General features: G+C 43.4%; 38 protein-coding genes and 1 pseudogene. 3 read left to right on the top strand and 36 right to left on the bottom strand.

The genetic code is table 11. The annotated features are described in order from the left end of the window. Positions 1–455 precede the first annotated feature (455 nt). Entirely contained in the window at positions 456–686 is a 231-nt protein-coding gene (locus tag KAI37_RS10700; RefSeq protein WP_345945625.1) for a helix-turn-helix domain-containing protein, read from the top strand. Positions 687–1,083: 397 nt separating this feature from the next. Here KAI37_RS10700 and KAI37_RS10695 read toward each other — a convergent pair whose 3' ends face one another. Beyond that, on the bottom strand, positions 1,084–1,371 hold the full coding sequence (locus KAI37_RS10695; RefSeq protein WP_076293206.1) for a hypothetical protein: 288 nt from the start codon (positions 1,369–1,371) through the stop codon (positions 1,084–1,086). Between the two features lie 12 nt (positions 1,372–1,383). Beyond that, positions 1,384–1,569: a hypothetical protein gene (locus KAI37_RS10690; RefSeq protein WP_076293207.1), complete on the bottom strand. Its 186-nt coding sequence runs from the start codon at positions 1,567–1,569 to the stop codon at positions 1,384–1,386. A gap of 408 nt (positions 1,570–1,977) precedes the next feature. On the opposite strand from KAI37_RS10690, the gene KAI37_RS10685 reads away from it, so the two are divergent. After that, positions 1,978–2,235, top strand: coding sequence for a hypothetical protein (locus KAI37_RS10685; protein WP_220031217.1), 258 nt, complete (start codon positions 1,978–1,980; stop codon positions 2,233–2,235). Positions 2,236–2,278: 43 nt separating this feature from the next. Here KAI37_RS10685 and KAI37_RS10680 read toward each other — a convergent pair whose 3' ends face one another. The 15 genes from KAI37_RS10680 to KAI37_RS10610 form a co-directional block, all read right to left on the bottom strand. Further along, positions 2,279–2,716: a sigma factor-like helix-turn-helix DNA-binding protein gene (locus KAI37_RS10680; protein WP_220031216.1), complete on the bottom strand. Its 438-nt coding sequence runs from the start codon at positions 2,714–2,716 to the stop codon at positions 2,279–2,281. Then, on the bottom strand, positions 2,716–2,976 hold the full coding sequence (locus KAI37_RS10675) for a hypothetical protein (protein ID WP_220031215.1): 261 nt from the start codon (positions 2,974–2,976) through the stop codon (positions 2,716–2,718). The genes KAI37_RS10680 and KAI37_RS10675 overlap by 1 nt, the downstream gene beginning before the upstream one ends. A gap of 27 nt (positions 2,977–3,003) precedes the next feature. Continuing rightward, complete coding sequence (locus tag KAI37_RS10670; protein WP_220031214.1) at positions 3,004–3,897, bottom strand: hypothetical protein; 894 nt, start codon at positions 3,895–3,897, stop codon at positions 3,004–3,006. Between the two features lie 384 nt (positions 3,898–4,281). Further along, positions 4,282–4,644: a DUF1064 domain-containing protein gene (locus tag KAI37_RS10665; protein WP_220031213.1), complete on the bottom strand. Its 363-nt coding sequence runs from the start codon at positions 4,642–4,644 to the stop codon at positions 4,282–4,284. Continuing rightward, a complete protein-coding gene (locus tag KAI37_RS10660; protein WP_220031212.1) occupies positions 4,641–4,937 on the bottom strand; it encodes a hypothetical protein in 297 nt (98 codons plus the stop codon). The genes KAI37_RS10665 and KAI37_RS10660 overlap by 4 nt, the downstream gene beginning before the upstream one ends. A 103-nt stretch (positions 4,938–5,040) precedes the next feature. Continuing rightward, positions 5,041–5,433 carry a YopX family protein gene (locus KAI37_RS10655; protein WP_220031211.1) on the bottom strand — a complete coding sequence of 131 codons (393 nt, stop codon included), beginning with the start codon at positions 5,431–5,433 and terminating at the stop codon, positions 5,041–5,043. Continuing rightward, positions 5,426–5,608: a hypothetical protein gene (locus tag KAI37_RS10650; protein WP_220031210.1), complete on the bottom strand. Its 183-nt coding sequence runs from the start codon at positions 5,606–5,608 to the stop codon at positions 5,426–5,428. Before KAI37_RS10650 ends, KAI37_RS10655 begins: the two co-directional genes overlap by 8 nt. A 3-nt stretch (positions 5,609–5,611) precedes the next feature. After that, a complete protein-coding gene (locus KAI37_RS10645) occupies positions 5,612–5,803 on the bottom strand; it encodes a hypothetical protein (protein ID WP_220031209.1) in 192 nt (63 codons plus the stop codon). Between the two features lie 34 nt (positions 5,804–5,837). Further along, complete coding sequence (locus KAI37_RS10640; RefSeq protein ID WP_064795287.1) at positions 5,838–6,119, bottom strand: hypothetical protein; 282 nt, start codon at positions 6,117–6,119, stop codon at positions 5,838–5,840. A 34-nt stretch (positions 6,120–6,153) separates the two neighbouring features. Beyond that, positions 6,154–6,516: a hypothetical protein gene (locus tag KAI37_RS10635; RefSeq protein ID WP_220031208.1), complete on the bottom strand. Its 363-nt coding sequence runs from the start codon at positions 6,514–6,516 to the stop codon at positions 6,154–6,156. Then, on the bottom strand, positions 6,513–6,911 hold the full coding sequence (locus KAI37_RS10630; protein WP_220031207.1) for a BC1872 family protein: 399 nt from the start codon (positions 6,909–6,911) through the stop codon (positions 6,513–6,515). The genes KAI37_RS10635 and KAI37_RS10630 overlap by 4 nt, the downstream gene beginning before the upstream one ends. 16 nt (positions 6,912–6,927) lie before the next feature. Beyond that, positions 6,928–7,386, bottom strand: coding sequence for a hypothetical protein (locus tag KAI37_RS10625; protein WP_220031206.1), 459 nt, complete (start codon positions 7,384–7,386; stop codon positions 6,928–6,930). A gap of 18 nt (positions 7,387–7,404) precedes the next feature. Then, positions 7,405–8,214, bottom strand: a complete 810-nt coding sequence (locus tag KAI37_RS10620; RefSeq protein WP_220031205.1) for a DnaA ATPase domain-containing protein — start codon at positions 8,212–8,214, stop codon at positions 7,405–7,407. Next, positions 8,108–8,956: a DnaD domain protein gene (locus tag KAI37_RS10615; RefSeq protein WP_220031204.1), complete on the bottom strand. Its 849-nt coding sequence runs from the start codon at positions 8,954–8,956 to the stop codon at positions 8,108–8,110. The genes KAI37_RS10620 and KAI37_RS10615 overlap by 107 nt, the downstream gene beginning before the upstream one ends. 11 nt (positions 8,957–8,967) lie before the next feature. Continuing rightward, positions 8,968–9,162, bottom strand: a complete 195-nt coding sequence (locus KAI37_RS10610; RefSeq protein ID WP_165178480.1) for a hypothetical protein — start codon at positions 9,160–9,162, stop codon at positions 8,968–8,970. Between the two features lie 56 nt (positions 9,163–9,218). On the opposite strand from KAI37_RS10610, the gene KAI37_RS26675 reads away from it, so the two are divergent. Continuing rightward, positions 9,219–9,524 (top strand): helix-turn-helix domain-containing protein, encoded by a 306-nt coding sequence (locus KAI37_RS26675; protein ID WP_345945629.1) that lies wholly within the window; start codon positions 9,219–9,221, stop codon positions 9,522–9,524. Here KAI37_RS26675 and KAI37_RS10600 read toward each other — a convergent pair. The 19 genes and pseudogenes from KAI37_RS10600 to KAI37_RS10510 form a co-directional block, all read right to left on the bottom strand. Continuing rightward, entirely contained in the window at positions 9,521–9,721 is a 201-nt protein-coding gene (locus KAI37_RS10600; RefSeq protein ID WP_220031203.1) for a hypothetical protein, read from the bottom strand. The two genes, KAI37_RS26675 and KAI37_RS10600, sit on opposite strands and share 4 nt — an antisense overlap. Beyond that, positions 9,684–9,938, bottom strand: a complete 255-nt coding sequence (locus KAI37_RS10595) for a DUF3310 domain-containing protein (protein WP_220031202.1) — start codon at positions 9,936–9,938, stop codon at positions 9,684–9,686. The genes KAI37_RS10600 and KAI37_RS10595 overlap by 38 nt, the downstream gene beginning before the upstream one ends. 120 nt (positions 9,939–10,058) lie before the next feature. Continuing rightward, the gene (locus KAI37_RS26330) at positions 10,059–10,475 is read right to left on the bottom strand and encodes a hypothetical protein (protein ID WP_258383062.1); all 417 of its coding nucleotides are present in this window, start codon (positions 10,473–10,475) and stop codon (positions 10,059–10,061) included. Then, a complete protein-coding gene (locus KAI37_RS10585; RefSeq protein WP_220031201.1) occupies positions 10,472–10,798 on the bottom strand; it encodes a Lar family restriction alleviation protein in 327 nt (108 codons plus the stop codon). The genes KAI37_RS26330 and KAI37_RS10585 overlap by 4 nt, the downstream gene beginning before the upstream one ends. A 46-nt stretch (positions 10,799–10,844) precedes the next feature. Beyond that, a complete protein-coding gene (locus KAI37_RS10580; protein WP_220031200.1) occupies positions 10,845–11,054 on the bottom strand; it encodes a hypothetical protein in 210 nt (69 codons plus the stop codon). Between the two features lie 43 nt (positions 11,055–11,097). Further along, positions 11,098–11,457, bottom strand: a complete 360-nt coding sequence (locus tag KAI37_RS10575) for a hypothetical protein (protein ID WP_220031199.1) — start codon at positions 11,455–11,457, stop codon at positions 11,098–11,100. Continuing rightward, entirely contained in the window at positions 11,454–11,786 is a 333-nt protein-coding gene (locus KAI37_RS10570; RefSeq protein ID WP_220031198.1) for a hypothetical protein, read from the bottom strand. The genes KAI37_RS10575 and KAI37_RS10570 overlap by 4 nt, the downstream gene beginning before the upstream one ends. Next, the gene (locus KAI37_RS10565; protein WP_220031197.1) at positions 11,779–12,249 is read right to left on the bottom strand and encodes a YopX family protein; all 471 of its coding nucleotides are present in this window, start codon (positions 12,247–12,249) and stop codon (positions 11,779–11,781) included. Before KAI37_RS10565 ends, KAI37_RS10570 begins: the two co-directional genes overlap by 8 nt. A 47-nt stretch (positions 12,250–12,296) precedes the next feature. Beyond that, on the bottom strand, positions 12,297–12,437 hold the full coding sequence (locus KAI37_RS10560) for a hypothetical protein (protein ID WP_167348655.1): 141 nt from the start codon (positions 12,435–12,437) through the stop codon (positions 12,297–12,299). Positions 12,438–12,479: 42 nt separating this feature from the next. Further along, a complete protein-coding gene (locus KAI37_RS10555) occupies positions 12,480–13,676 on the bottom strand; it encodes a phosphoadenosine phosphosulfate reductase domain-containing protein (RefSeq protein WP_220031196.1) in 1,197 nt (398 codons plus the stop codon). 42 nt (positions 13,677–13,718) lie between these two features. After that, positions 13,719–13,970 carry a hypothetical protein gene (locus KAI37_RS10550; RefSeq protein ID WP_220031195.1) on the bottom strand — a complete coding sequence of 84 codons (252 nt, stop codon included), beginning with the start codon at positions 13,968–13,970 and terminating at the stop codon, positions 13,719–13,721. Positions 13,971–13,999: 29 nt separating this feature from the next. Then, on the bottom strand, positions 14,000–14,410 hold the full coding sequence (locus KAI37_RS10545; protein WP_220031194.1) for an HNH endonuclease: 411 nt from the start codon (positions 14,408–14,410) through the stop codon (positions 14,000–14,002). Between the two features lie 9 nt (positions 14,411–14,419). Continuing rightward, positions 14,420–14,888, bottom strand: a pseudogene (gene ssb, locus KAI37_RS10540) (single-stranded DNA-binding protein). A gap of 3 nt (positions 14,889–14,891) precedes the next feature. Beyond that, positions 14,892–15,791, bottom strand: coding sequence for an AAA family ATPase (locus tag KAI37_RS10535; RefSeq protein ID WP_220031193.1), 900 nt, complete (start codon positions 15,789–15,791; stop codon positions 14,892–14,894). Between the two features lie 182 nt (positions 15,792–15,973). Then, positions 15,974–16,225 (bottom strand): hypothetical protein, encoded by a 252-nt coding sequence (locus tag KAI37_RS10530; RefSeq protein ID WP_220031192.1) that lies wholly within the window; start codon positions 16,223–16,225, stop codon positions 15,974–15,976. A gap of 75 nt (positions 16,226–16,300) precedes the next feature. After that, positions 16,301–16,525 (bottom strand): hypothetical protein, encoded by a 225-nt coding sequence (locus tag KAI37_RS10525; RefSeq protein WP_220031191.1) that lies wholly within the window; start codon positions 16,523–16,525, stop codon positions 16,301–16,303. Between the two features lie 209 nt (positions 16,526–16,734). Further along, complete coding sequence (locus KAI37_RS10520; protein ID WP_220031190.1) at positions 16,735–16,887, bottom strand: hypothetical protein; 153 nt, start codon at positions 16,885–16,887, stop codon at positions 16,735–16,737. A gap of 50 nt (positions 16,888–16,937) precedes the next feature. After that, the gene (locus KAI37_RS10515; RefSeq protein ID WP_258383061.1) at positions 16,938–17,711 is read right to left on the bottom strand and encodes a phage antirepressor; all 774 of its coding nucleotides are present in this window, start codon (positions 17,709–17,711) and stop codon (positions 16,938–16,940) included. Between the two features lie 28 nt (positions 17,712–17,739). Beyond that, entirely contained in the window at positions 17,740–17,943 is a 204-nt protein-coding gene (locus KAI37_RS10510; RefSeq protein ID WP_025683628.1) for a helix-turn-helix transcriptional regulator, read from the bottom strand. Positions 17,944–18,037 lie beyond the last annotated feature (94 nt).

The raw sequence follows: 18,037 nt of genomic DNA, 5'->3' as shown, positions 1-18,037 counted from the left end.
TTCGGTCGCTTCGATGACCTTCGGTAAAACACAAAAAAGCCACTCAAAAAAGTGACTTATCCCGTTAAATATATGTTGACCCAGGGCAATATGTCTGCTATAATTAAACTTGTAAGGAGGTGAACAATATGCGTAAAACGAGAAAAGAAGAACGACGTGATGAAAGAATTGCTAAAGTCGTGCTAGTGAGTGCAATCATTAGCCTGACAACTTCTATCATCACCCTCATCACCGCTCTGGTACACTAATCAGACGACCCGAAAGGGGAGCCGCGCAAGCGGCTTTCCTCAAAGGCTGGTGAAATACATGAGGTTCGTTCTTCTTGACTCATTATACCACAAAGGGGCTGAATGTATGAATGCATCCAACATGAATAAGGCTACAATGGTAATGTGCGTAGCATCCATGATTATCAACTTAGCCGCCATAACCATAATCATCGTAAAGTGGTGAAAATGATGTATAGCTTTAAGGATAAAGACGAATTAATTGCTTGGATACAGTCAGAAATAATTAGCGCAAGTGAAGCTATGGAAATACTTGATTGCACTAAACAGAACCTTCATAGTTTCGTCAAGCGCGGCAAACTGGTTCCTGTCAAGGAAACTGGACGCGAACGCTTCTTCCTACGTGATGACGTCCTGGAGCGCAAAGCAGAAGCCAGTATATACAACCGTAAGAAATGAGTCCACCGAAAGGTGGGCTTTCTTTTTTGCATCATATCGTGCAAGCACACGGAATGATCAAACAATCACCCTTTTCACTTTTCCACATTTGTCACAACGGTAAGTACGTATTTTACCCATTCCTGCATCAATAAAATTTTCAGTAATAAGAACGTAATCGTGTCCACCTTTGGACAGGCGGCATTTTACATGTTTTAGGATTTCAATCACCTTCCTTGGTGCATAAAACAAAAAGAGCAGCATAGTCGCTACTCTTCTGGTTTATATTCAATCAACCATACGCCATATTCATTTTTAGCCTTTAGCCTTCCATCTTCACACATACGCTGGACTGTTCGGATGTTCTTGCCTGTTCTTTCAGCGTATCCTTTAACTGTTGTCACACAGTCCAGCGGCGTTACTTTTTTTTCAACACCGCCAACTTTGTGCTAATCAAGACAGGTTTTCCTCTCTCATAACCAATTTCACATTTTCCACCCTCATCATCCCAAATGACTTGACCGAAAAGATTTGAATCTTCTTCGTAAGTGTATCCTTCTGGAAGAATGTATTCTTCTGGTTGGCTTGTTCCGCCCACAAAATTGAAACTCAGCATATCTCCAACCAGTGCAAATCCATGTCGTTGATCCCAACCTTTTACCGCTTCGTAATTTTCCCATTTATAAAGTTTAACGGTTTGTCCCATCGTATATCCCCCTTAGTAGTACTGGTCGATTACCTTAAATGCAGCATGTTTCACATCCTTGGCTTTACCGTTTTCCAGCATTACTATTGCTTGGGCGACTAAATCATTAATTTCACCAGGGACCCATGATGTTGTACTCCCAATAGCTAGTATCGCATCTTTAATTTCTTTCCGTCTACCATTTGATGTCATCTTCATTACCCCTTTCACCTCATTCGGTGTCGTATGTACGACTTGTTGATATAAATATAACTCATTGTCGCACATACGTCAATAGGGATTATAAATAAATTTTTGTGTGAAAACAAAAAGAGCAACGGTTACCCGTTACCCTCTCTGTACAGATATCATTTGAAGAAACAGCGTGGACAGCGACTGCGCATTTAGCTACCGTTGCCCATCGCATATTTCCTATACTAGTATTATACCAGTTACCGTGCGGGTTTTGTGGGAATAATATGCGGGTTTTGTGCTGAAAATATGGGGAAATTATGCGTAAAACCTAACGTCCTGCCAAATAATTCTGGCTTGTTGAGTAACATTTCTTACAGCTTGGCTATATTCGGCATGGTACATTGCAATAAAAAATAAAGAGGAGGATTATTCATGATAACACTTACAATCATCGAAGGCCGCGTAACACATATAGATGATGAATTCGAGTGGTATGCTCCAGTGCCAACTGGAGAAACTGAGGTATTGTCATATATAGATCCTGTCACTGGGATGGACGAGACGGCAGAGTTTATCAAAGCAAACGGTGGGCTTGATAAATTGGAGATAGAAAAAACGAGTGACGGTGAATATAGATGTACACGCGATACGCTCAACCGGCTTAAAGCTGTATTGGGTGCAGTACAATAAACAAAAAGCTCTGCCGACCCATTAAGGTTAGCAGAGCTTTTTGTCACGCGGGATATTGAAACTGTCCGTCCCTATCAAACATGTGGTCAAAATTCTCAATATACTCAATTTCCTCGTCCAGTGGTTTTAACGAATTTATCAGTTGTTTTAATGCTGATGTATGCCAAGAGGTTACCGTACCACGATCCCGGTGCAGTTCATGCGCTATTTGCTTGATAGACTTCTTATTTTGATCCAGATATTTTCGAGTGATTACAGTTCGTTCGTTATCAGATAATACTTCATCGACTGCGCCTTTGATCATTTTAACAATCAACGAGTATCGTCTATAATCCCAATCGCCTGCCCTCATTAGCCTGTGATTTTTCATATTTTTTGGCATCAACGGTCCTGATGAACCGATACCTGAATCCATATTCCTCACAGCGAATTCATATGACCTGTAGTCTATAAGCAATTTAATAACTTTTTCCTTGTCCATCAATATCCCTCCTTCAGCTCTACTAATGGCACAAAAGCAACCTCTCTGTACCCCTCATGCAGTTTGTATTCTTCGTATAAGTGGAATGATGGCTTTGTCCATCGGTTTATACTCCATCCATGCCGTTCAAAGTCGAAGTACACCAGCAGCGTGCCTGTTGCCTCTTCGTCCTTTAAGTCAATCATCACCGCGTATGGATGCTCTCTCCCAGGATGATTAAGCCGATAATGCTGCATCACGCTTTTATCACGTTTAAGCATGGTTACCCTTCTTTGAGGAGGCAGCCGTTAGGCTACCTCCTCTGGTCTCTTCACCATTTTTTCCACAATAACTACGCGTCTTTTGAGTTCTTCAAACTCTTCCCGCGTAACTGCCTGTCCTGCCACCGACTCACTAACGTTCCCTTTAGCCACTCCGTCGGCTGTGTCTTCTTCGGTTTGAAACTGTGACGGCAATTCTACTACTGTTCCTGCCGTGTCCACACTCTCCCCAGGTTGTGCCAGATCCTCATTAGCACGTTTTGATTCCTCGGCTTCTCTTCGAAACTGCTCGGCCTCTTGGGCCGTTACCTCCCGATACTTACCTTTTTCCAAGTAGTTAAAGGTGATTTCTTCGTCAGTTTCAGCCAGTTTTGCTTTGAAGTTAGCTCCACGGTTATCCAACGGTTGTACATCATAGATAGCTGGACGCGACTGCTTAAACTTCTCCATCTCTTCAGCAAGATTTGTTTCTAGATTGGTATCTACAACTCGTGTCGCCGCTTTAGCTCCAATAGCAATTTCAGTACGCAGGTCCTGTACATGATCGTTCAGTCGTTCAATCTCAGCCTTAGCACCAGTCAATTCAGCAGCTGCAGCATCACGTTTAGCCGAAATGTCTTCAATCTCCAACTTAGCGTTAGATAACTCTGACTTTGCTTGAGCCAGCTTGTCTGACATTTCGTTATTCTCAGTAATGAGCTTTGCAATTTGCTCTTCATATTCCTTTTGAAGCTCATCAATCCGCTCTTTATACCCGTTGCTCATAGTTCCAAACTTTGCTTCTACTGCAAGCCTCATTACGCTAAAAGCCTGCTCGCTTGCAAAGAAACTTTCTACATTCACGTCACCTGTATTGACACTATCCAACACATATTTAGTAGGCTGTTGTTCTTCTTGCGTTTCAATAATTTGGTCTGTCATGCTACTACACACCTCAATCCGATTATTTTCATCTCTATACTATGATTATACCATATATAGTGCCGTTATAGTACATTTTTCGTACTATTACACAACATTTCGTATACATGTAAGGTTTGACTATCTCAAATATTTACGTATGGCGACCATCACAACTGCGTAAATCAATAACGCTGCTATTAAGTCCATGTTAAGCTCCTATTTGTTTATCCGGTGGTTTACCTATGAAACTATGACCATCCATTTTAAACCACGTAGCAGGCTCGTAGAGACCTTTTAACTTTCTCCCTAGTATTCGTTTGTCCATTACCTTTATCACGCCTATACGACTCCCTGAATCGTCCATAAGGGTATATCCGTCTTTGTGGTTGATCCAACATGCTATCATATCTCTTCCCACCCTCCATTTTTGTAAGTAATCAACTTGAGTTCAATGTCCGGGTACTTGGAGTCAAATAGTTTTCGCTTGATGTTAAAGTCCTTGGTCTTCACCCCTTTCACGTCTACCACTATAGTTTTACCGTGCTCCTTGTACTTAAAGTCTGCTCGATACTTCGTTGCTCTGATCGTCCTACCAAGCTTTTTAAATGCTGGTATTAATACAAACTCCGGCTGTAACTCTAAATCCGATATCAAGCCAGCTCGTTCCATAAGATTGAGCTGCGTGTAATACCGTGATTCCATCTTGCTGTCAAAGGTGATCCCGTTTAATACTGTCTGCTGGGCTCCATATTTGTTAGCCCTCATGCGGATTCATCCTCTTCATACTTGCGGTATTTATTTCTTTCTCTTTTAGACATTTCTTGAAGTAGAATAATCTCATGAACCACCCTTGCTTTCGATATACCCAGCTTCTTAGCAATCTTGGAGCGTGCCACGCCTTGTTCATCCTGAAACAGAATGTATTGGGTATCCCTCGGATGTAATGGCTTGTACAGGCTTTCTATGAGGTCGTCAGAGGACATGGGCAACTTACTTGTTTTGACTGGCTGTGCCTGCTCCCGGATAGATCCACCTGTACGATAATGCTTTTTCATCATGCTGCCTCATCCTCCTGTGCTTTCTCCCACTCTAACTCTGCTAATCCTTTACGTATGAATTCGTCCCAGTCTTTGTCCATTAGGTCATAGGGGTCTATTGGATTCATGGGGTATCCTCCAGTGGGGTTTCATAGATGTTGCCGATGATCTCGGTGTTTTTGAGCACCCCATCTGATTCCATGTGGTAATAGAAACTAGGGTCTTTCGTAAAAATCATATATGCGCAATATTCCTGAACCCACTCGACCTCGCCTTTGCCTCTATCGTCTCGCAATATATCACCCTCGTATATCTCTTTACCGTTACGGTCTTTTAGTCCGGTATATTGCATCAACTCACAGGCCTTGTCTTTATCAAGATTGTAATACCATGCCTCGTTGTAATAATATGCTTCATTGTTATCATCGAAAATTATTGAGTCGCGTATATCCTCACCGCACACATGCATCCTTTTTAAATCCTTATCCCACTTTCTAAATTTGATGGGTCTACTCATTTGTATCCTCTCCTTCCAAAGCTTCACGGGCTCGTTTGCCACAATCAAGGTTAATCAACACCTTGTCGTAGTCCGCATAAAACTCAAGCGCCTTATCCTTAATCTCTATCTGTTGTAGGAGGTAACCGATGTGATCCCGTAGTATAGATGATCTCTCTTGTATCTTCTTATCCATGGTTTAGACCTCCACAATATCATCGACTTCAATGTCATCTGTTTGCCCGTTTCGTAACGCTTCCTGCCAGTCAATTGCAGATTGAAGCAGTTCGTTTTGCTCTTTCTCCGTAAGTTCAGAAAATTGTTCTTCCGTCAAATCCAGTTTCACTTCATAGTCCACGTATACAGTTGCTGTTCCATATATATTAATCATCCCTTATTCCTCTCCTTTGATATGCTAGTAATCCCTAATCTCTAATCATCCGGCGCAAAAAGTCTGTGCATTCCGCTTTGTCATACAAATCGATCCAGTCAATTTCGTTAATTTTTGCGATACACTTATGCACGTCATCGTTGTTGTTGATTACCATGACAAGATTAAGTGCGTAAGGATTACCACCAGCGAAAAATCCCCAACCTGATCCCTGTATTGAGTGCCTACCGTAATTATGGATGTACACGAAACCTTTCAATCCTGTTTTGATCTCAAGCGTGGTAACGTTCATATGTTTCGAGATGTTTGCAGTCATGTCTTATTCCTCTCCTTGCCCTTTAGGGGCTGTATTATCCGCGTTTGCGGTAGTATTTGCGTATCTCTCTCTTCCGGCGCTGCTTCTCAAAAATCATCAGCCGGATGAATTCACTTCTTATCCGTTCTACTTCTTCATCTGGAGTGGAGTAAAAGAAGTCAGTAGACCATTTACCAACTTCAAGATGCGTGTGACCATAAGACCATGAATCAAGGTAGTTACATCCGGTGCATTTCGTAACTGACTCCGTGCAACCAAAACATTCCTCAAACCAAGAGTCATAAATCAATTTGCCGCCACATACGGGGCAAGGCGCTTCCGGCTGATTTTCTAAACCAGACCAGAAAAAGTCATCTTCTGTCATAATCTTTCTTAGCTGCCGCCATCTATTATTCATTCCTCTATCCCCTCTCCTTGAGCTATTAGAGTTGCTAAACAGATGGCTTCAGGCATCGTTTCTTTAAACACATGGATAAATATGTTCTTAGTTACGATATGAAAGTTACACATTTGGTCTCCTAAATTCGCTTCACCAAGAATGACAGATCCACTCTTCTCAGATGCTTCACCGAGAGTAAACGAGAACCCTTTGTCCTTCATCTTCTGAATCACTTCCCACGCTGCACCCATGCCCGTCGAATAATCTTTTGGATAATGGTCGAAGCCTTCCGAACTTATCCATCCATAATTTATAGGGCTTTTCTTTTTGCCCATCACTTTAACAGCGACCCATATATTCCGTTCCTGTGGATTCATACTATTCCATTTAGCTATTACTTCATCACGATTCATATCCGATCACCTTTTCTTATAATATTTTCAGCTTCTTACGACGCTCTCCGAACAGCTTTTCCTTTACTTCTTTTTGACCCACTGGATAAATTGGTCTAGCCATGAACGATATAACCAAGTCAGTTCCTCTAAGGGCAATCTCCGTATACTCTTGGATTTTGTAATATTGACCCCTATTTAAAATCGTTGAGCCAAGACCATACCTTTTCAATTCAACGTCATCATATTTCCCTTCAATTTCGAGTTCGACAACGTAATTTCTAGGCTTACGATTAACCATCTTGGTAGGCGCTTCGTGATCAAGTCGCTGGCAGGTGTACCAGATTATTATCTGATCGTGCCATAATTCGTATTTTTCAATGCCAATCACAAGCATGGGTTCACTCGTACCGCTTAATGTAAAAGTGGCACCTATTTTATGCGGCTGCTTGAATAGGCGGAAAACGCATCTAATTGTTGTGATTAGCCTTTCCATCCGTATCTTCTTCCCTTCTTATTGGAGTCTATAGTTCAGCTCAATTCCACCAGTCAATACAACTTTGTATTCCTTGCACATTTCATTGATCCGGCTGCCAATGCCTTCGTCGTATTCGCATATCTGCATCACTGTTTTCTCAGAGCTGATCAGTATTGGTTTTTTCTCGAGATAGCGATAATTGATAATTGCAAAAAGCTGTTCCATTTGAAAGTCTGTCGGCTCTCGTCGCCCCTTGAACATGTCGTCGATGTATAACACTTCTGCCTGCTGTAATTGACGGATTCTTGATTCCATCATGTCCAAGTTATCTTTTATCTCGTTGAATCCCTCAACCCAAGGGAAGTAGACCACACCAACACCGTTTTTTAATAAGTGGTTGCTGATTGCCATTAACAAATGTGTTTTCCCGCATCCAGGACGGCCCAGGAGCGCGATACTGTTGTGTCGGGTATCTTTGATGCTCCTAAACCCTTTAGCGTAGTTCTCAGCAGCTTCAAAGGCTTGTACAACAGCTAACGGTCTGCCTTCAATGTTAAAGTTGTTCAACCTCTTACTTTGGAACTCCTCAGTGATTTTGCTAGACTTCATCAGTCGTTCAATTCTCCTTTCATTCTTGCATTCGCAATCATGCCAAACATCTCGATAATCAAATGGTCCATCACCTGCTTTAACACGTATCAAGAACCCTTCTTCATCTTTGCATTTGTGGCAAAGGTATTTATCCTTGGGTTCCGGTTCGGTTTTGGCGGTCGAGGTAAGCAAACTCACTCTCTTTTTGATGTCCTCCAGATTGAAATCTTTCACCGCGGACTTTATGCTCTGCATATTGATTCCCCCTCCCTCTCATTTCTCTTGATTGCTGACGAGAATGTATCCCTTCCTTCATCCAGCGTTCACTAATTGATTTAAGGAAATTGATGCTTACTTTCCCGTTATCAGCAGATTCAGAAGCCTCTAACAACAGTTCTTTGCAGAATGACTCGTTGTAACCTTTTTGTCTGACCTCTTTGAAAAACTGTCTAAAGTTTTCTGGCATAAAGAAAGTTCCACATACTTTTGTATAGATATCCCCTAATGGCAATTTCTCCGATTCGTCTGTAGTCGTAGTAGATATATTCTCTCCTTTCTCTATGTTCTCTAAATTCTTTAACTTCTTGTTTGTGTCAGTCTGTTGTGGTTCTGTTGTCAGTCTGTTGTCAGTCTGTTGTGGTTCTGTTGTCAAAGTCTCTTGATACTCAGACCACTTAACTATTGATACAACGCTGTATTTGTTGAATGATTTGATGTCAAGGTTGCCGAATGTTTCGAGCCGTTTTAGCCAACTCCAAAGCGTTGTTTCCTTAATTTTTTTGCGCGGAGCAACACCACGGTTGTACTCGTCATGAAGTGCAAATCTTCCGGTTACAAACTGACCCGGTTGGAGGTTTATTTCTTGTTTCTCAATCATCACAGTCTTTTCCTTATAGGCGGCTTTCGCTAGACAATAGATCCATAGCCGTAACAAGTCAGGATCAGAAAATATTGCACTTTCGGTGATCTTGCGATGGAGCTTTATCCATCCGTCCATAAAATCACCGCCTAAACTGCTTGACTTTGATCGCTGTTCATTTTGTACCAGTGGTTTCTTACAGACGCCTTGGTTCTCTCAAGTTCAGCAGCAGCTTGGACAAATAGCTCGTCCACTTTCATTCGTTGCTGCCTGCCAGTAGTCATGATATCGGTAAGAATTCTTTCTTCCTCGTTTGTCCATTCGTGATAGTAATAGCGAACCATTTCATCATCCCTCTCATTTGTTCTTGTTGATTCTAGTATACTCTATTCTACTCATTATGGGTACTATATTACCCATTTTGGTCTATACTGTTTACTTATCACATGAACTGCATATGATAGAATTAAATAATAAGTGTGTAGGTGATCACGTGATCCGTAATAAATTGTCCGTTTTAATGGGTGAACATAAGGTGAAGAACTTTGTTTTGTTAGAGAAAGAAACTGGCATCACACGTAAAACGTTGGCAAAGCTTTATAACGATGAAGGTAAGGGCATCGACTATGCTACGCTTGACGCCCTATGTACCTTCTTTGGATGCCAGCCTGGTGACATACTGGAACATGTACCAGACGAGGACTAAGCCCCTCTTGTCGCACTCTGTATGGAGTGCGTGGATTGAAATTGCTCTAACCGATCCATCTTTTGCTTAATGCGGTCTATCTGCCATTCGTAGTGCATAACGTCCGCATAATTACCATATCTGTCGGCCTCGTCTCGCTTCTCTACAGCATAGGCGAGGTCAATCTTCAGTAGTGTGTAATCGTTGTTTGCTGCCATCTTCACTTTCCTCCGAGTCTGTTATGAGACGATCAAGGTAATATCTTGCCTTCTTCAAATCTTCCAATCCATTCTTATGCTCATAGCGAGAAATATATTTAATTACGTTGCCTGCTAGAAATCCTCTGTAAGCCATAGGAGACATTTTTGCATGCATGAAGTCAATTGGTTCAATGCCGCCGAAAGAGTAATGATTTGGGCGTATAGCGTCACTCATGAGCAACTCTCCCTATGCTCAAAGTATTCGGATCTATTGGCTCAATTAACATATACCTATCTATACTGACTACACCTACATATAATAGTAATGCTATTAATATAGAGGTATAAGCTCTTATCATGGGGTGTCTCCTTTATCTTGCAGGAGAGCATGATATGCCTTGGTCATATCGTCCAACTTCTTTAATGTCGCTTCATACTCTCCACGGCTTACGCAATTTGCTTGTAATCCTTCATATGCTTTCTCAGCGGCGGTTAAATCATCGTTCCAGCCCATTGCAGCTTTCTGGAACCGTTCATATTCCCTTTCAAGTGCTGCATATTGTTGGAGCCAGTAAGGAAGGGCTTCAAGTCCATCTAATATAATCTCAGCATTGCTTATGCCTACATCCCCAGCAATAACCTGGGCAAATGCATAATCAGCATCCTTTGCTACAATATTTCCTTCACCATTAAAAGTGATTTCATAGGTCCAGCATTTGGCTTTTTCTGACAGTTTCACATCCTCTTGCCAGTTACGTGGTTTATCTGTCATTGTTGTTCCTCCCTCAAAACGGGTATGGTTATTGGCGTCCAATGCGTATGATAATCCGGCCAGTCTGCATCCAATGGAGTACCGCAATATGGTGGTTCATCAATCGGGAATTTCCACCAGAGTACAGCTCCAAGATCCTCATGCCACTCGTCAAGTGGTCTCGGGGTTTCTGTTAATCGATTATTCCACACCGCAACAGCTGCCTTTTCTCCGTTTTCGATTTGGGTTGTGCACCCGCAACTTCTGCATTTAATACTTGTCCCAGTGGCGCTATGCCATCGGTTAATGTATGGTGTTCCTCCGCAAAACGGGCATGCTTTCATCTATATATCCTCCCTTAGTGGGTGTAGGTCCTACACCCTGTATTGGTTATTCTTTATTTCTAATGAGTCTAACGAAAGCATCCGTAACCAAATAAATTCCGTACCCCATGATGAACATGGTTATATAATCCCATACTATTTCTGCTTTGCTTTGTGGAGTTGCATTCCATCCGAAATATGCCGTTTCAATGATATTTAAAAAGAATCCTATAACGAGAATTTTCCATCCAAATTTGTGTTGTTTGTTACTGTCCATTTTCATTCCCTTTCTAGCGCTAAGGAGCGTATTGTATTGGTGGTTACTCCCCTAATGCCTCATCCAGTCGCTCCAGCACAGCTAAATCCCTGCCAGCTACCAACAAAGCCCTTGCATCATGTAAGTTAGCTTTTGCTTTAGCAGATATCGCAACCTCGTCGGTAATTTGCTTGGTGAGCAGCTCTATTGTCCGTTCCCTCTCTGCAAGCTGCTTGCCTCTCTCCGCAGCCGTTTGAAAGTTAGCTAGGCTTTCCTCGTTCAAGCCATTTACCTGCTGTTGGAGTGAGTCTACCAGGGCAAGCAGGTCTTCTACCTCTCTAACTGGTAACAGGATATTTTTCTTCGCTTCATTCTTTGCTGACTGCAAATCTGTACGGATTAAATCTACTGTCCGTTCACTCATGACTGTTCTTCCTCCCCTAACTCGTTAGTAAGCCACTCTATTTTGCGTTCCCTCTCTGCAATCTGCTCACGGAGATGATCTACATCAGCAGCATACCGCCTGTTATATTCGTGTAATTCAGCTATAGCATCGTCCTTCTCTGCTACCTGCTGCTGGAGTGAGTCTATTTGCGTATAGGCGGCATCAAGGGCGTTGACTAAATCAAACACATCATTACTCATATGAGCTTCATCACCCCGAGCATCGTCGGCTTTATTCCAAATAGTTTTCAAATCTCCTGCCGACATAGGTTCCAGACCATTCGGCAAATTAATTGTCCGTTCACTCACCTTTACCGCCTCCTTGGGGCTGTAGTAGCTCCGGGTTATCGTATATATTTCCAGCGACATGCATGTTTTCCTCGCCATATTCATCTAGTGGATACAAACGTCCGTTGGATTGACTTTTCAGCGCATAACCAGCCGTTTCCTTGTTCCAAACTACCGTATATATCCCGTCATTGTGTGTACATCCATATTCACTATCGCAGTCGCAGGCAATGAGCATAATGTCACCATTGTAAAACTCTATTCCGTAATAATTTACATATTGACCTACTGTTTCAGGGTCTACCTCATTTACAAATGGAGCTTCGGTATTAACAAAATTGCCTTCACTATCAATGCAGGCGCCAAAACGATTATCGACGATGAATTTCCTGCCTTGTCCTTGTTCACCCAACAATTGAATCAAGTCACCCTGTGTCCAAGATCCGTTATCCAGTCGTTTACCACGGAATTTACTATCTCTCATGCTTATCGCTCCTTATAAGGTATATAGGGGTATAGGGTAAGAGGCTGTTATGCCTCTTCGAAACATCCTGCTCTATAGAGCACCGTGCCAATAAGTATCCAGCCCGGCTTATAACGAGTGGCTGGGTATGTCTCACCCAGCTTCAATTCCTCGTAATTTGCGTGCCATTTTATATAAATGACTCTCATTGTATCTCTCCTTTGGTATAGGTAGTAGGGGGTGTATCCCCCTTATATCTGTCCTGCCGTCTCTGGCATGTCGTGATAGACATTCCATACAAGCTGATATCCTTCCCTGATCCCTTTGATCTTGGTTTCATAAAAACGACCAACCTCCGCAGCATCTTCCACCCATGGGCATTCTCTCAAATCCTCTTCCCACTGTCGTTGGATCAGGTCATCCAGCTCCTGCGAATAGATAAGCTTTTGCGGCTCCACTCCGTGCATTCGGGCCAGCTCTTCGTTTTCCCTCTCAGCCTGCCTCACAGCCTCATAGAGCTGCATACGGGCCTTAACCGTAAATGTACCTTTGCCATACTCCAGTACCGTACCGTCTCGCTTGCGGCCTGCCTTATTGCGTGGGTCCTTGTACATGTCGATCATAAGGTTACGCAGGCCTACATATGGCTGTAGCCATGGGTTATGCTTGGCAAACTCTTGGCTGGATTTATCTATTTTGACCACAGGGCAGATAATACACCCGGTTCGCGCTCCACACGGATCGTCTGTTTTTTCGTCAGCCCCGGCTTTACGTTGCCGCAACCCGCACTCGCCTGTTGCCTCCTTGTAGAGCTGGCCTAGCTGCTCCGCATCGCCCCATGCCATGCCCTCACGTACCAGGTAAGACCAGACATCATCAAGCGTGAAATTCACGATCGGCATAAATTCCGTGTCACTGAAAAACTCGGACACCTGACGGTTCTTGATGTTTTCCTGCCGCGCTGCTGACTCGCTCATTCGGACCCCTGTAACCGTAAGCGCTGGTGCAATAGCTTTGTGCTCTTTTTGGGATGGCTCAATCTTGAGCCGTTCAGTACACCAACGGTTCATTCTGCTTTTGGGAAGCGGGTAACCACGTCCAACAGTCAGATACATAAAGCTCTTTTCGATTGGCGCAGCAACTTCGACAATCTTCACGGGAAGCCCCTGCTCACTTACCAGACGTTTGATCTTTGCCAGTTCCGATTGCTTGAGCGGGTCCGTTACAAAATCCAGATTGGTGTTAGCTGTGGTCAGATACACATCCCTCGTAAGCGCGTCGGGCTTGTACGTCTTAAGCTGCATCAGCGACCGGATTACGATATCTAGGGCTACTGTACTGTCCTTGCCACCGCTGTACGCTATAACCCACGGCCCCGGCTTATCAGTATCTGTATATGCTTTAAGCGTCTCCGCCGTAGCGATAAGCCGCTTTTGCTTATAGTCCAATGTGCTGTTCCCTCCTTCTTATCCCCTATGAGGCTAGACTTTTTAATGCAACGTTTCAAAATACTTCCGTGACATTGGCTTTGTATAAACGGTCTTTGCACCTTCATAAGTCAGGCGGAAATACGCGCTTTCCTCATCCCAACCGCCACGTTTCGTAGCCAACCCTTTAGCAACAAGATCGTTCCAACCCGCATCGTCCGCGTCACAGTAAAAATTGTTTCTTGTCGGCTTCTTGTTGTAGTTAAGGCCCAAAGCGTGCTTCACATTCTCCAACTGTTCCTCGTTAAGTTCCATCTTGTATTTGTCCTCTCTGCCCTTGGGGGCTATAGATTCCTTGCTTGATATATTGGAGACATATCAGGTGCATATTTCATTGCCTTGATATGGTCTAGTAATATGGGTTGCCATACTCTCTTATTGCTGTGGATTCGTTCATGGCATGCATGGCATACCAGTACACAGTTATCTACCACATACTGACCTCCACCGCCGCCCATGCCGCCGTATATTACTCGATGAAGGTGTAAGCCTGGACCCGGCTTGCCGCACAGCAGACAGCAATTATGAGCGCCTACGGATGCATCACGCTCAGACACCCCAGAGCGTACCTTGTCCTTGCTAATGGACTCTGGATCAACAAAACGTTTCTTTTTAGGTCGTTCTTTACGATTGTGGTGAGCCAGGATATTTTTACGATGTTCAGGTATAGGTTTCTTACGTTTCGCGAGTGCCATAGCTACCTCCTAAAATGGTCCGTCAATGGGATCGGGTAAGGGGCCACCATCGTCGTAAAATGGGTCTTTATCGCGGTCATATTTAGAATGGAAGATCATCATCGCTCACTCCTATTGAATAGTCCGGGTCTTGTCGTTCAAGCTGTTGCCCACCGTTCTCAGGTCGTTCTAGGAAGCGCACGTTGTCTGCTACAATCTCAGTTACGTACACACGCTTGCCTTCACTGTTCTCGTAGTTACGCACCTGTACACGGCCTTCTACGGCTGTCAGTCGCCCCTTTCGGAGATAGTTGGCACATGTCTCAGCAAGCTGCCGCCAGGTTACAATTGGTATAAAGTCCGCTTCCCGTTCGCCGCCTTGACTTGTAAACGGCCTGTCTACCGCTAAGGTAAATTCAGTTGTGGCAACGCCCGAAGGCGTATACCGTAGCTCAGGGTCGCGTGTCAGGCGTCCGATCAAAATTACTCTGTTCAACATGTGTTATGCTCCTTCCGGCTCAACTGTTTTTTGTTTATCGTTCAGGACATCAATGAATGATTGCCCCTGTTTTTCCGTTATTCCTTGTAAAGGTGATCCATACAATTTCCGAGTTTGCGCATCTATTAACTCAACTTGAAGACCGAGTGCGTTCCATTTGTGTTTGATGATGTCCGTTGTGTTGTCAGTAATAAGCTTCTCGCCTGACTCCAGCCAGTCCAGCAATTGTTTGCCTGTCTCAACTGATGGCGTGAAGTATTGTCCATCGAATAGACCTGTCCGATCCTTTGACACAGTTGCCACATGGTCTGCAGTCAGGTCCATGACCAGCGTAAACTCGTACTCTAACCCATCACGCTGTACCGGAGCCATACCAATCTTACGTGGTACCTGTTTTCCTTTATCGTTCGCTTCAAGGACGTATTCTGTCTTGGATCTCATCGTTGTGAATACGTGACATTTCGATTTGAGTATGGTCTCGACCATCTTGTTTTGCTTTGGCGTTAGTTCTCCCCACGCTGCGAAGCTATTTTTTGTCTTCGACATGGTGTCCTTCTGCTCAAGCAATCCGCCTTCACCAGCCCAAGCGTGGGACAACGAGTCAATAATGATGACGTCGACGCCGTAGTCCTCAAAAGCTTTGATTGCCTCAATGTACTTTTCCGTGGTGTATGGAGGATCAAGGTCAATCTTCGGGAACTCCGGAATGTGTACACCTGCTTTCATAGTTTCTGCATATAGGTCAGCGCTTCGGTTCTCAGTATCAATTAAACCTACCTTTTCCCAATCCTCCGTCATTCCATATGCCATCAGTAGAGCGGATAGTGTCTTGCCTGAACCACTTGGCCCCGTTATACCAACCTTTGCCTTAGTTACCTTACGCTGCGCTTTACGTATTAACATTTGCTTCATCCTCCAGTTCATAAATAATACTTACTGGCATAACTTCATATTCCCAAGGCTTTTCAGGTCGGAATTGATTAATATATAGGAAATGATTTGCTTCATCTTCGTCGTAATAGAGATAGGCTTTGGTTAGTTCGTATACAATTCCGCGTGCAAGATGGTGATAGTGACCTTTCGACTTATGCCGAATTACATACCGAATCTTTTTCTCGCAGATTTTCATACCATTCGACCTTTCGTTGTGGTATAATCACGTTACTTACTTTAGATGTGTGCTTGATCTGTGCTGCCGTTGCTTCGGCAGCTTTTTCTTTTTTATAAGCTATCACCATGTTTTTCAGGTACACCCTCAGCAACGTTTTTGTCAGCGTCCCGCGTTGTTTTGCGATCTTTGCGAGTTCTAGAAACACCCTGCGATCCGTCAGATTCATTTTTCTTCACCTCCGAGTATTTCACCTCACCTTCCCAACCGTAATGCTTTAAAATGTCGTCTACGTTGCGAAACCTCATGCTGTGCGTTTGCCCTCCCGATCCTCTGGATGAAACATCTTGTCCAATTCAACTGCGCGCTTCTCATAAATCACGTCAGGCCGTTTCAAGTCAAAATCTATTGCCCACTGACTATCTGACTTTCCCAACTCCATATCATCAGCCAACTGGTTGATCCAAAATGCTTGGTCCCGTAGATATGCGATGTACTCAACTCTGGTCATGTTAGCAAGCCCCGCCATATACTCGCCGCCCTCCTGCTTCTTTTAGAACCCAGTTTGTCACGCACCCATCGTCAAGGAACAAATCACCGTCCACAATGATGTAACTGTCTATGCTGGTGTTTATCTCACAGCCGCAGCCGCATTTGCAAATCACCGCGTTGGTTGATTCAGGACGTTTAAATGGGAAAACTGGTGTCAGTATGCGGTTTTCAATCTCCTTTGGATGTTTAGCCACTTTTCTTCTCTCCCTCCAGGTTGGTAACTCGATGTCCGTACTTTTGGTTAAGCAATATAATTTTGCGGGTGACCTCTAGTCGTGTACGTTCACTCAGTTCGGGCGTGTTTTTCTTTAATTCACCGTTGGTAAAATTTCCTTTCATTCCGCAGCCTCCTAGATGTACAATGGGTTGTGGTTGTTCTTACATATGAATCAAGATGTTGATCTAAGATGATAACGTTGGAACTTATTAATGAAGTATTCCTGACCGCGTCCAGTAACTTTAGGTGTCTTTCTAACCTTGATGTCCTCACCATTGCTGTACATAGTCGTTTTAACTTCGAATAACTTAAGTTCCATAGAACGTTGAGTTGGTAAGTTGTATCTCTCTCCAGACTTGCAAAGGTAACCTTCTTCTCTGAGCCAGGAGAACAATCGTTTTTCACCAATATTCACGCCGTTCTGTTTAAGTTGTGTTGCCAACTGACCTACCAAAATAGCGTCTTTAGAGGTTTGAAGAGCTTTGGCGAAGAATACTTTATCGCTGTCGTCCAAAATCTGTTGTTCAAGCGATGCTCTCTTTTCCTGTTCCTTTTTCAACTCTGTGGCAAGGGTGATTATGAAATCAGGATTTGAAAGCGTCTTTTCTATGGCTTCTGGTGACATGTACGCGCCATGTTTTCTAATGGAAGGAATGACTTCGTGTGTGATCCAACGTTTGAACTGTTTGGCCTCGGGTTTTCGACTGCCAAGGATTAAGGTGTATAATCCGGGTTCGTTTACAATTGCAACTGAGGGGTTACCGCGATTACCCTCATTTAAAATGATGGTATTTTTCTCGTCTTCATCTAATCTTGAAAGTGATTGACTTGGATTTCCCACTTCCAAAACATCGCAAACATCTTTGGCAACAAACCATGGTTCGTTTGAAACAGTCAATGTTCTTACTTGTGATGATCCATACATAAATGGTTTCAATTCTTTCACTTTAAACACTCCTTATTTTTAATTTTGATCACGAAGCGCGATCATTCAGGGTAAAAAAAAGCTCATCAACTGTTACTTTATAGAACTGAGCTAACTTAAATTGCAAATCTCTACGTGGGAACCTTTTACCTGTCTCAATCATGGCGTAAGTGCTATAAGGAATACCGATCTGCTCAGCAACTTCCCTTAAAGAGCGGTCGCCACGAAGTTCAGACATTTTCTGATTCTTCATGTTATCCTCCTTTCAGTCACGTTTCGTGACCGCCTTATGTCTATAATATACAGTCACATTTCGTGATTGTCAACACTTTTATTCACTTTTCGTG

It is taken from the genome of Paenibacillus sp. S25 (assembly GCF_019454085.1).
Classification (GTDB): Bacteria; Bacillota; Bacilli; order Paenibacillales; family Paenibacillaceae; genus Paenibacillus; species Paenibacillus polymyxa_B.
Note: the sequence above shows the minus strand (reverse complement) of the source record. Positions and strands in the feature narration are given on the sequence as shown.

Excerpts from the sequence above, each read along its gene's own strand:
- KAI37_RS10640 (WP_064795287.1), bottom strand. The coding sequence starts at position 6,119 with ATGACTGCAAACATCTCGAAACATATGAACGTTACCACGCTTGAGATC.
- KAI37_RS10600 (WP_220031203.1), bottom strand. The coding sequence starts at position 9,721 with ATGGCAGCAAACAACGATTACACACTACTGAAGATTGACCTCGCCTAT.
- KAI37_RS10645 (WP_220031209.1), bottom strand. The coding sequence starts at position 5,803 with ATGATTAATATATATGGAACAGCAACTGTATACGTGGACTATGAAGTG.
- KAI37_RS10615 (WP_220031204.1), bottom strand. The coding sequence starts at position 8,956 with ATGGACGGATGGATAAAGCTCCATCGCAAGATCACCGAAAGTGCAATA.
- KAI37_RS10535 (WP_220031193.1), bottom strand. The coding sequence starts at position 15,791 with ATGTTAATACGTAAAGCGCAGCGTAAGGTAACTAAGGCAAAGGTTGGT.
- KAI37_RS10695 (WP_076293206.1), bottom strand. The coding sequence starts at position 1,371 with ATGGGACAAACCGTTAAACTTTATAAATGGGAAAATTACGAAGCGGTA.
- KAI37_RS10655 (WP_220031211.1), bottom strand. The coding sequence starts at position 5,433 with ATGAGTAGACCCATCAAATTTAGAAAGTGGGATAAGGATTTAAAAAGG.
- KAI37_RS10625 (WP_220031206.1), bottom strand. The coding sequence starts at position 7,386 with ATGGAAAGGCTAATCACAACAATTAGATGCGTTTTCCGCCTATTCAAG.
- KAI37_RS10520 (WP_220031190.1), bottom strand. The coding sequence starts at position 16,887 with ATGAAAGGAAATTTTACCAACGGTGAATTAAAGAAAAACACGCCCGAA.
- KAI37_RS26330 (WP_258383062.1), bottom strand. The coding sequence starts at position 10,475 with ATGACAGATAAACCACGTAACTGGCAAGAGGATGTGAAACTGTCAGAA.
- KAI37_RS10685 (WP_220031217.1), top strand. The coding sequence starts at position 1,978 with ATGATAACACTTACAATCATCGAAGGCCGCGTAACACATATAGATGAT.
- KAI37_RS10700 (WP_345945625.1), top strand. The coding sequence starts at position 456 with ATGATGTATAGCTTTAAGGATAAAGACGAATTAATTGCTTGGATACAG.
- KAI37_RS10595 (WP_220031202.1), bottom strand. The coding sequence starts at position 9,938 with ATGAGTGACGCTATACGCCCAAATCATTACTCTTTCGGCGGCATTGAA.
- KAI37_RS10650 (WP_220031210.1), bottom strand. The coding sequence starts at position 5,608 with ATGGATAAGAAGATACAAGAGAGATCATCTATACTACGGGATCACATC.
- KAI37_RS10610 (WP_165178480.1), bottom strand. The coding sequence starts at position 9,162 with ATGGTTCGCTATTACTATCACGAATGGACAAACGAGGAAGAAAGAATT.
- KAI37_RS26675 (WP_345945629.1), top strand. The coding sequence starts at position 9,219 with ATGGGTACTATATTACCCATTTTGGTCTATACTGTTTACTTATCACAT.
- KAI37_RS10660 (WP_220031212.1), bottom strand. The coding sequence starts at position 4,937 with ATGATGAAAAAGCATTATCGTACAGGTGGATCTATCCGGGAGCAGGCA.
- KAI37_RS10525 (WP_220031191.1), bottom strand. The coding sequence starts at position 16,525 with ATGGCGGGGCTTGCTAACATGACCAGAGTTGAGTACATCGCATATCTA.
- KAI37_RS10680 (WP_220031216.1), bottom strand. The coding sequence starts at position 2,716 with ATGGACAAGGAAAAAGTTATTAAATTGCTTATAGACTACAGGTCATAT.
- KAI37_RS10550 (WP_220031195.1), bottom strand. The coding sequence starts at position 13,970 with ATGGAACTTAACGAGGAACAGTTGGAGAATGTGAAGCACGCTTTGGGC.
- KAI37_RS10545 (WP_220031194.1), bottom strand. The coding sequence starts at position 14,410 with ATGGCACTCGCGAAACGTAAGAAACCTATACCTGAACATCGTAAAAAT.
- KAI37_RS10575 (WP_220031199.1), bottom strand. The coding sequence starts at position 11,457 with ATGAGTGAACGGACAGTAGATTTAATCCGTACAGATTTGCAGTCAGCA.
- KAI37_RS10585 (WP_220031201.1), bottom strand. The coding sequence starts at position 10,798 with ATGAAAGCATGCCCGTTTTGCGGAGGAACACCATACATTAACCGATGG.
- KAI37_RS10635 (WP_220031208.1), bottom strand. The coding sequence starts at position 6,516 with ATGAATAATAGATGGCGGCAGCTAAGAAAGATTATGACAGAAGATGAC.
- KAI37_RS10580 (WP_220031200.1), bottom strand. The coding sequence starts at position 11,054 with ATGGACAGTAACAAACAACACAAATTTGGATGGAAAATTCTCGTTATA.
- KAI37_RS10530 (WP_220031192.1), bottom strand. The coding sequence starts at position 16,225 with ATGAATCTGACGGATCGCAGGGTGTTTCTAGAACTCGCAAAGATCGCA.
- KAI37_RS10620 (WP_220031205.1), bottom strand. The coding sequence starts at position 8,214 with ATGCAGAGCATAAAGTCCGCGGTGAAAGATTTCAATCTGGAGGACATC.
- KAI37_RS10665 (WP_220031213.1), bottom strand. The coding sequence starts at position 4,644 with ATGAGGGCTAACAAATATGGAGCCCAGCAGACAGTATTAAACGGGATC.
- KAI37_RS10560 (WP_167348655.1), bottom strand. The coding sequence starts at position 12,437 with ATGAGAGTCATTTATATAAAATGGCACGCAAATTACGAGGAATTGAAG.
- KAI37_RS10630 (WP_220031207.1), bottom strand. The coding sequence starts at position 6,911 with ATGAATCGTGATGAAGTAATAGCTAAATGGAATAGTATGAATCCACAG.
- KAI37_RS10670 (WP_220031214.1), bottom strand. The coding sequence starts at position 3,897 with ATGACAGACCAAATTATTGAAACGCAAGAAGAACAACAGCCTACTAAA.
- KAI37_RS10565 (WP_220031197.1), bottom strand. The coding sequence starts at position 12,249 with ATGAGAGATAGTAAATTCCGTGGTAAACGACTGGATAACGGATCTTGG.
- KAI37_RS10510 (WP_025683628.1), bottom strand. The coding sequence starts at position 17,943 with ATGAAGAATCAGAAAATGTCTGAACTTCGTGGCGACCGCTCTTTAAGG.
- KAI37_RS10675 (WP_220031215.1), bottom strand. The coding sequence starts at position 2,976 with ATGCTTAAACGTGATAAAAGCGTGATGCAGCATTATCGGCTTAATCAT.
- KAI37_RS10690 (WP_076293207.1), bottom strand. The coding sequence starts at position 1,569 with ATGAAGATGACATCAAATGGTAGACGGAAAGAAATTAAAGATGCGATA.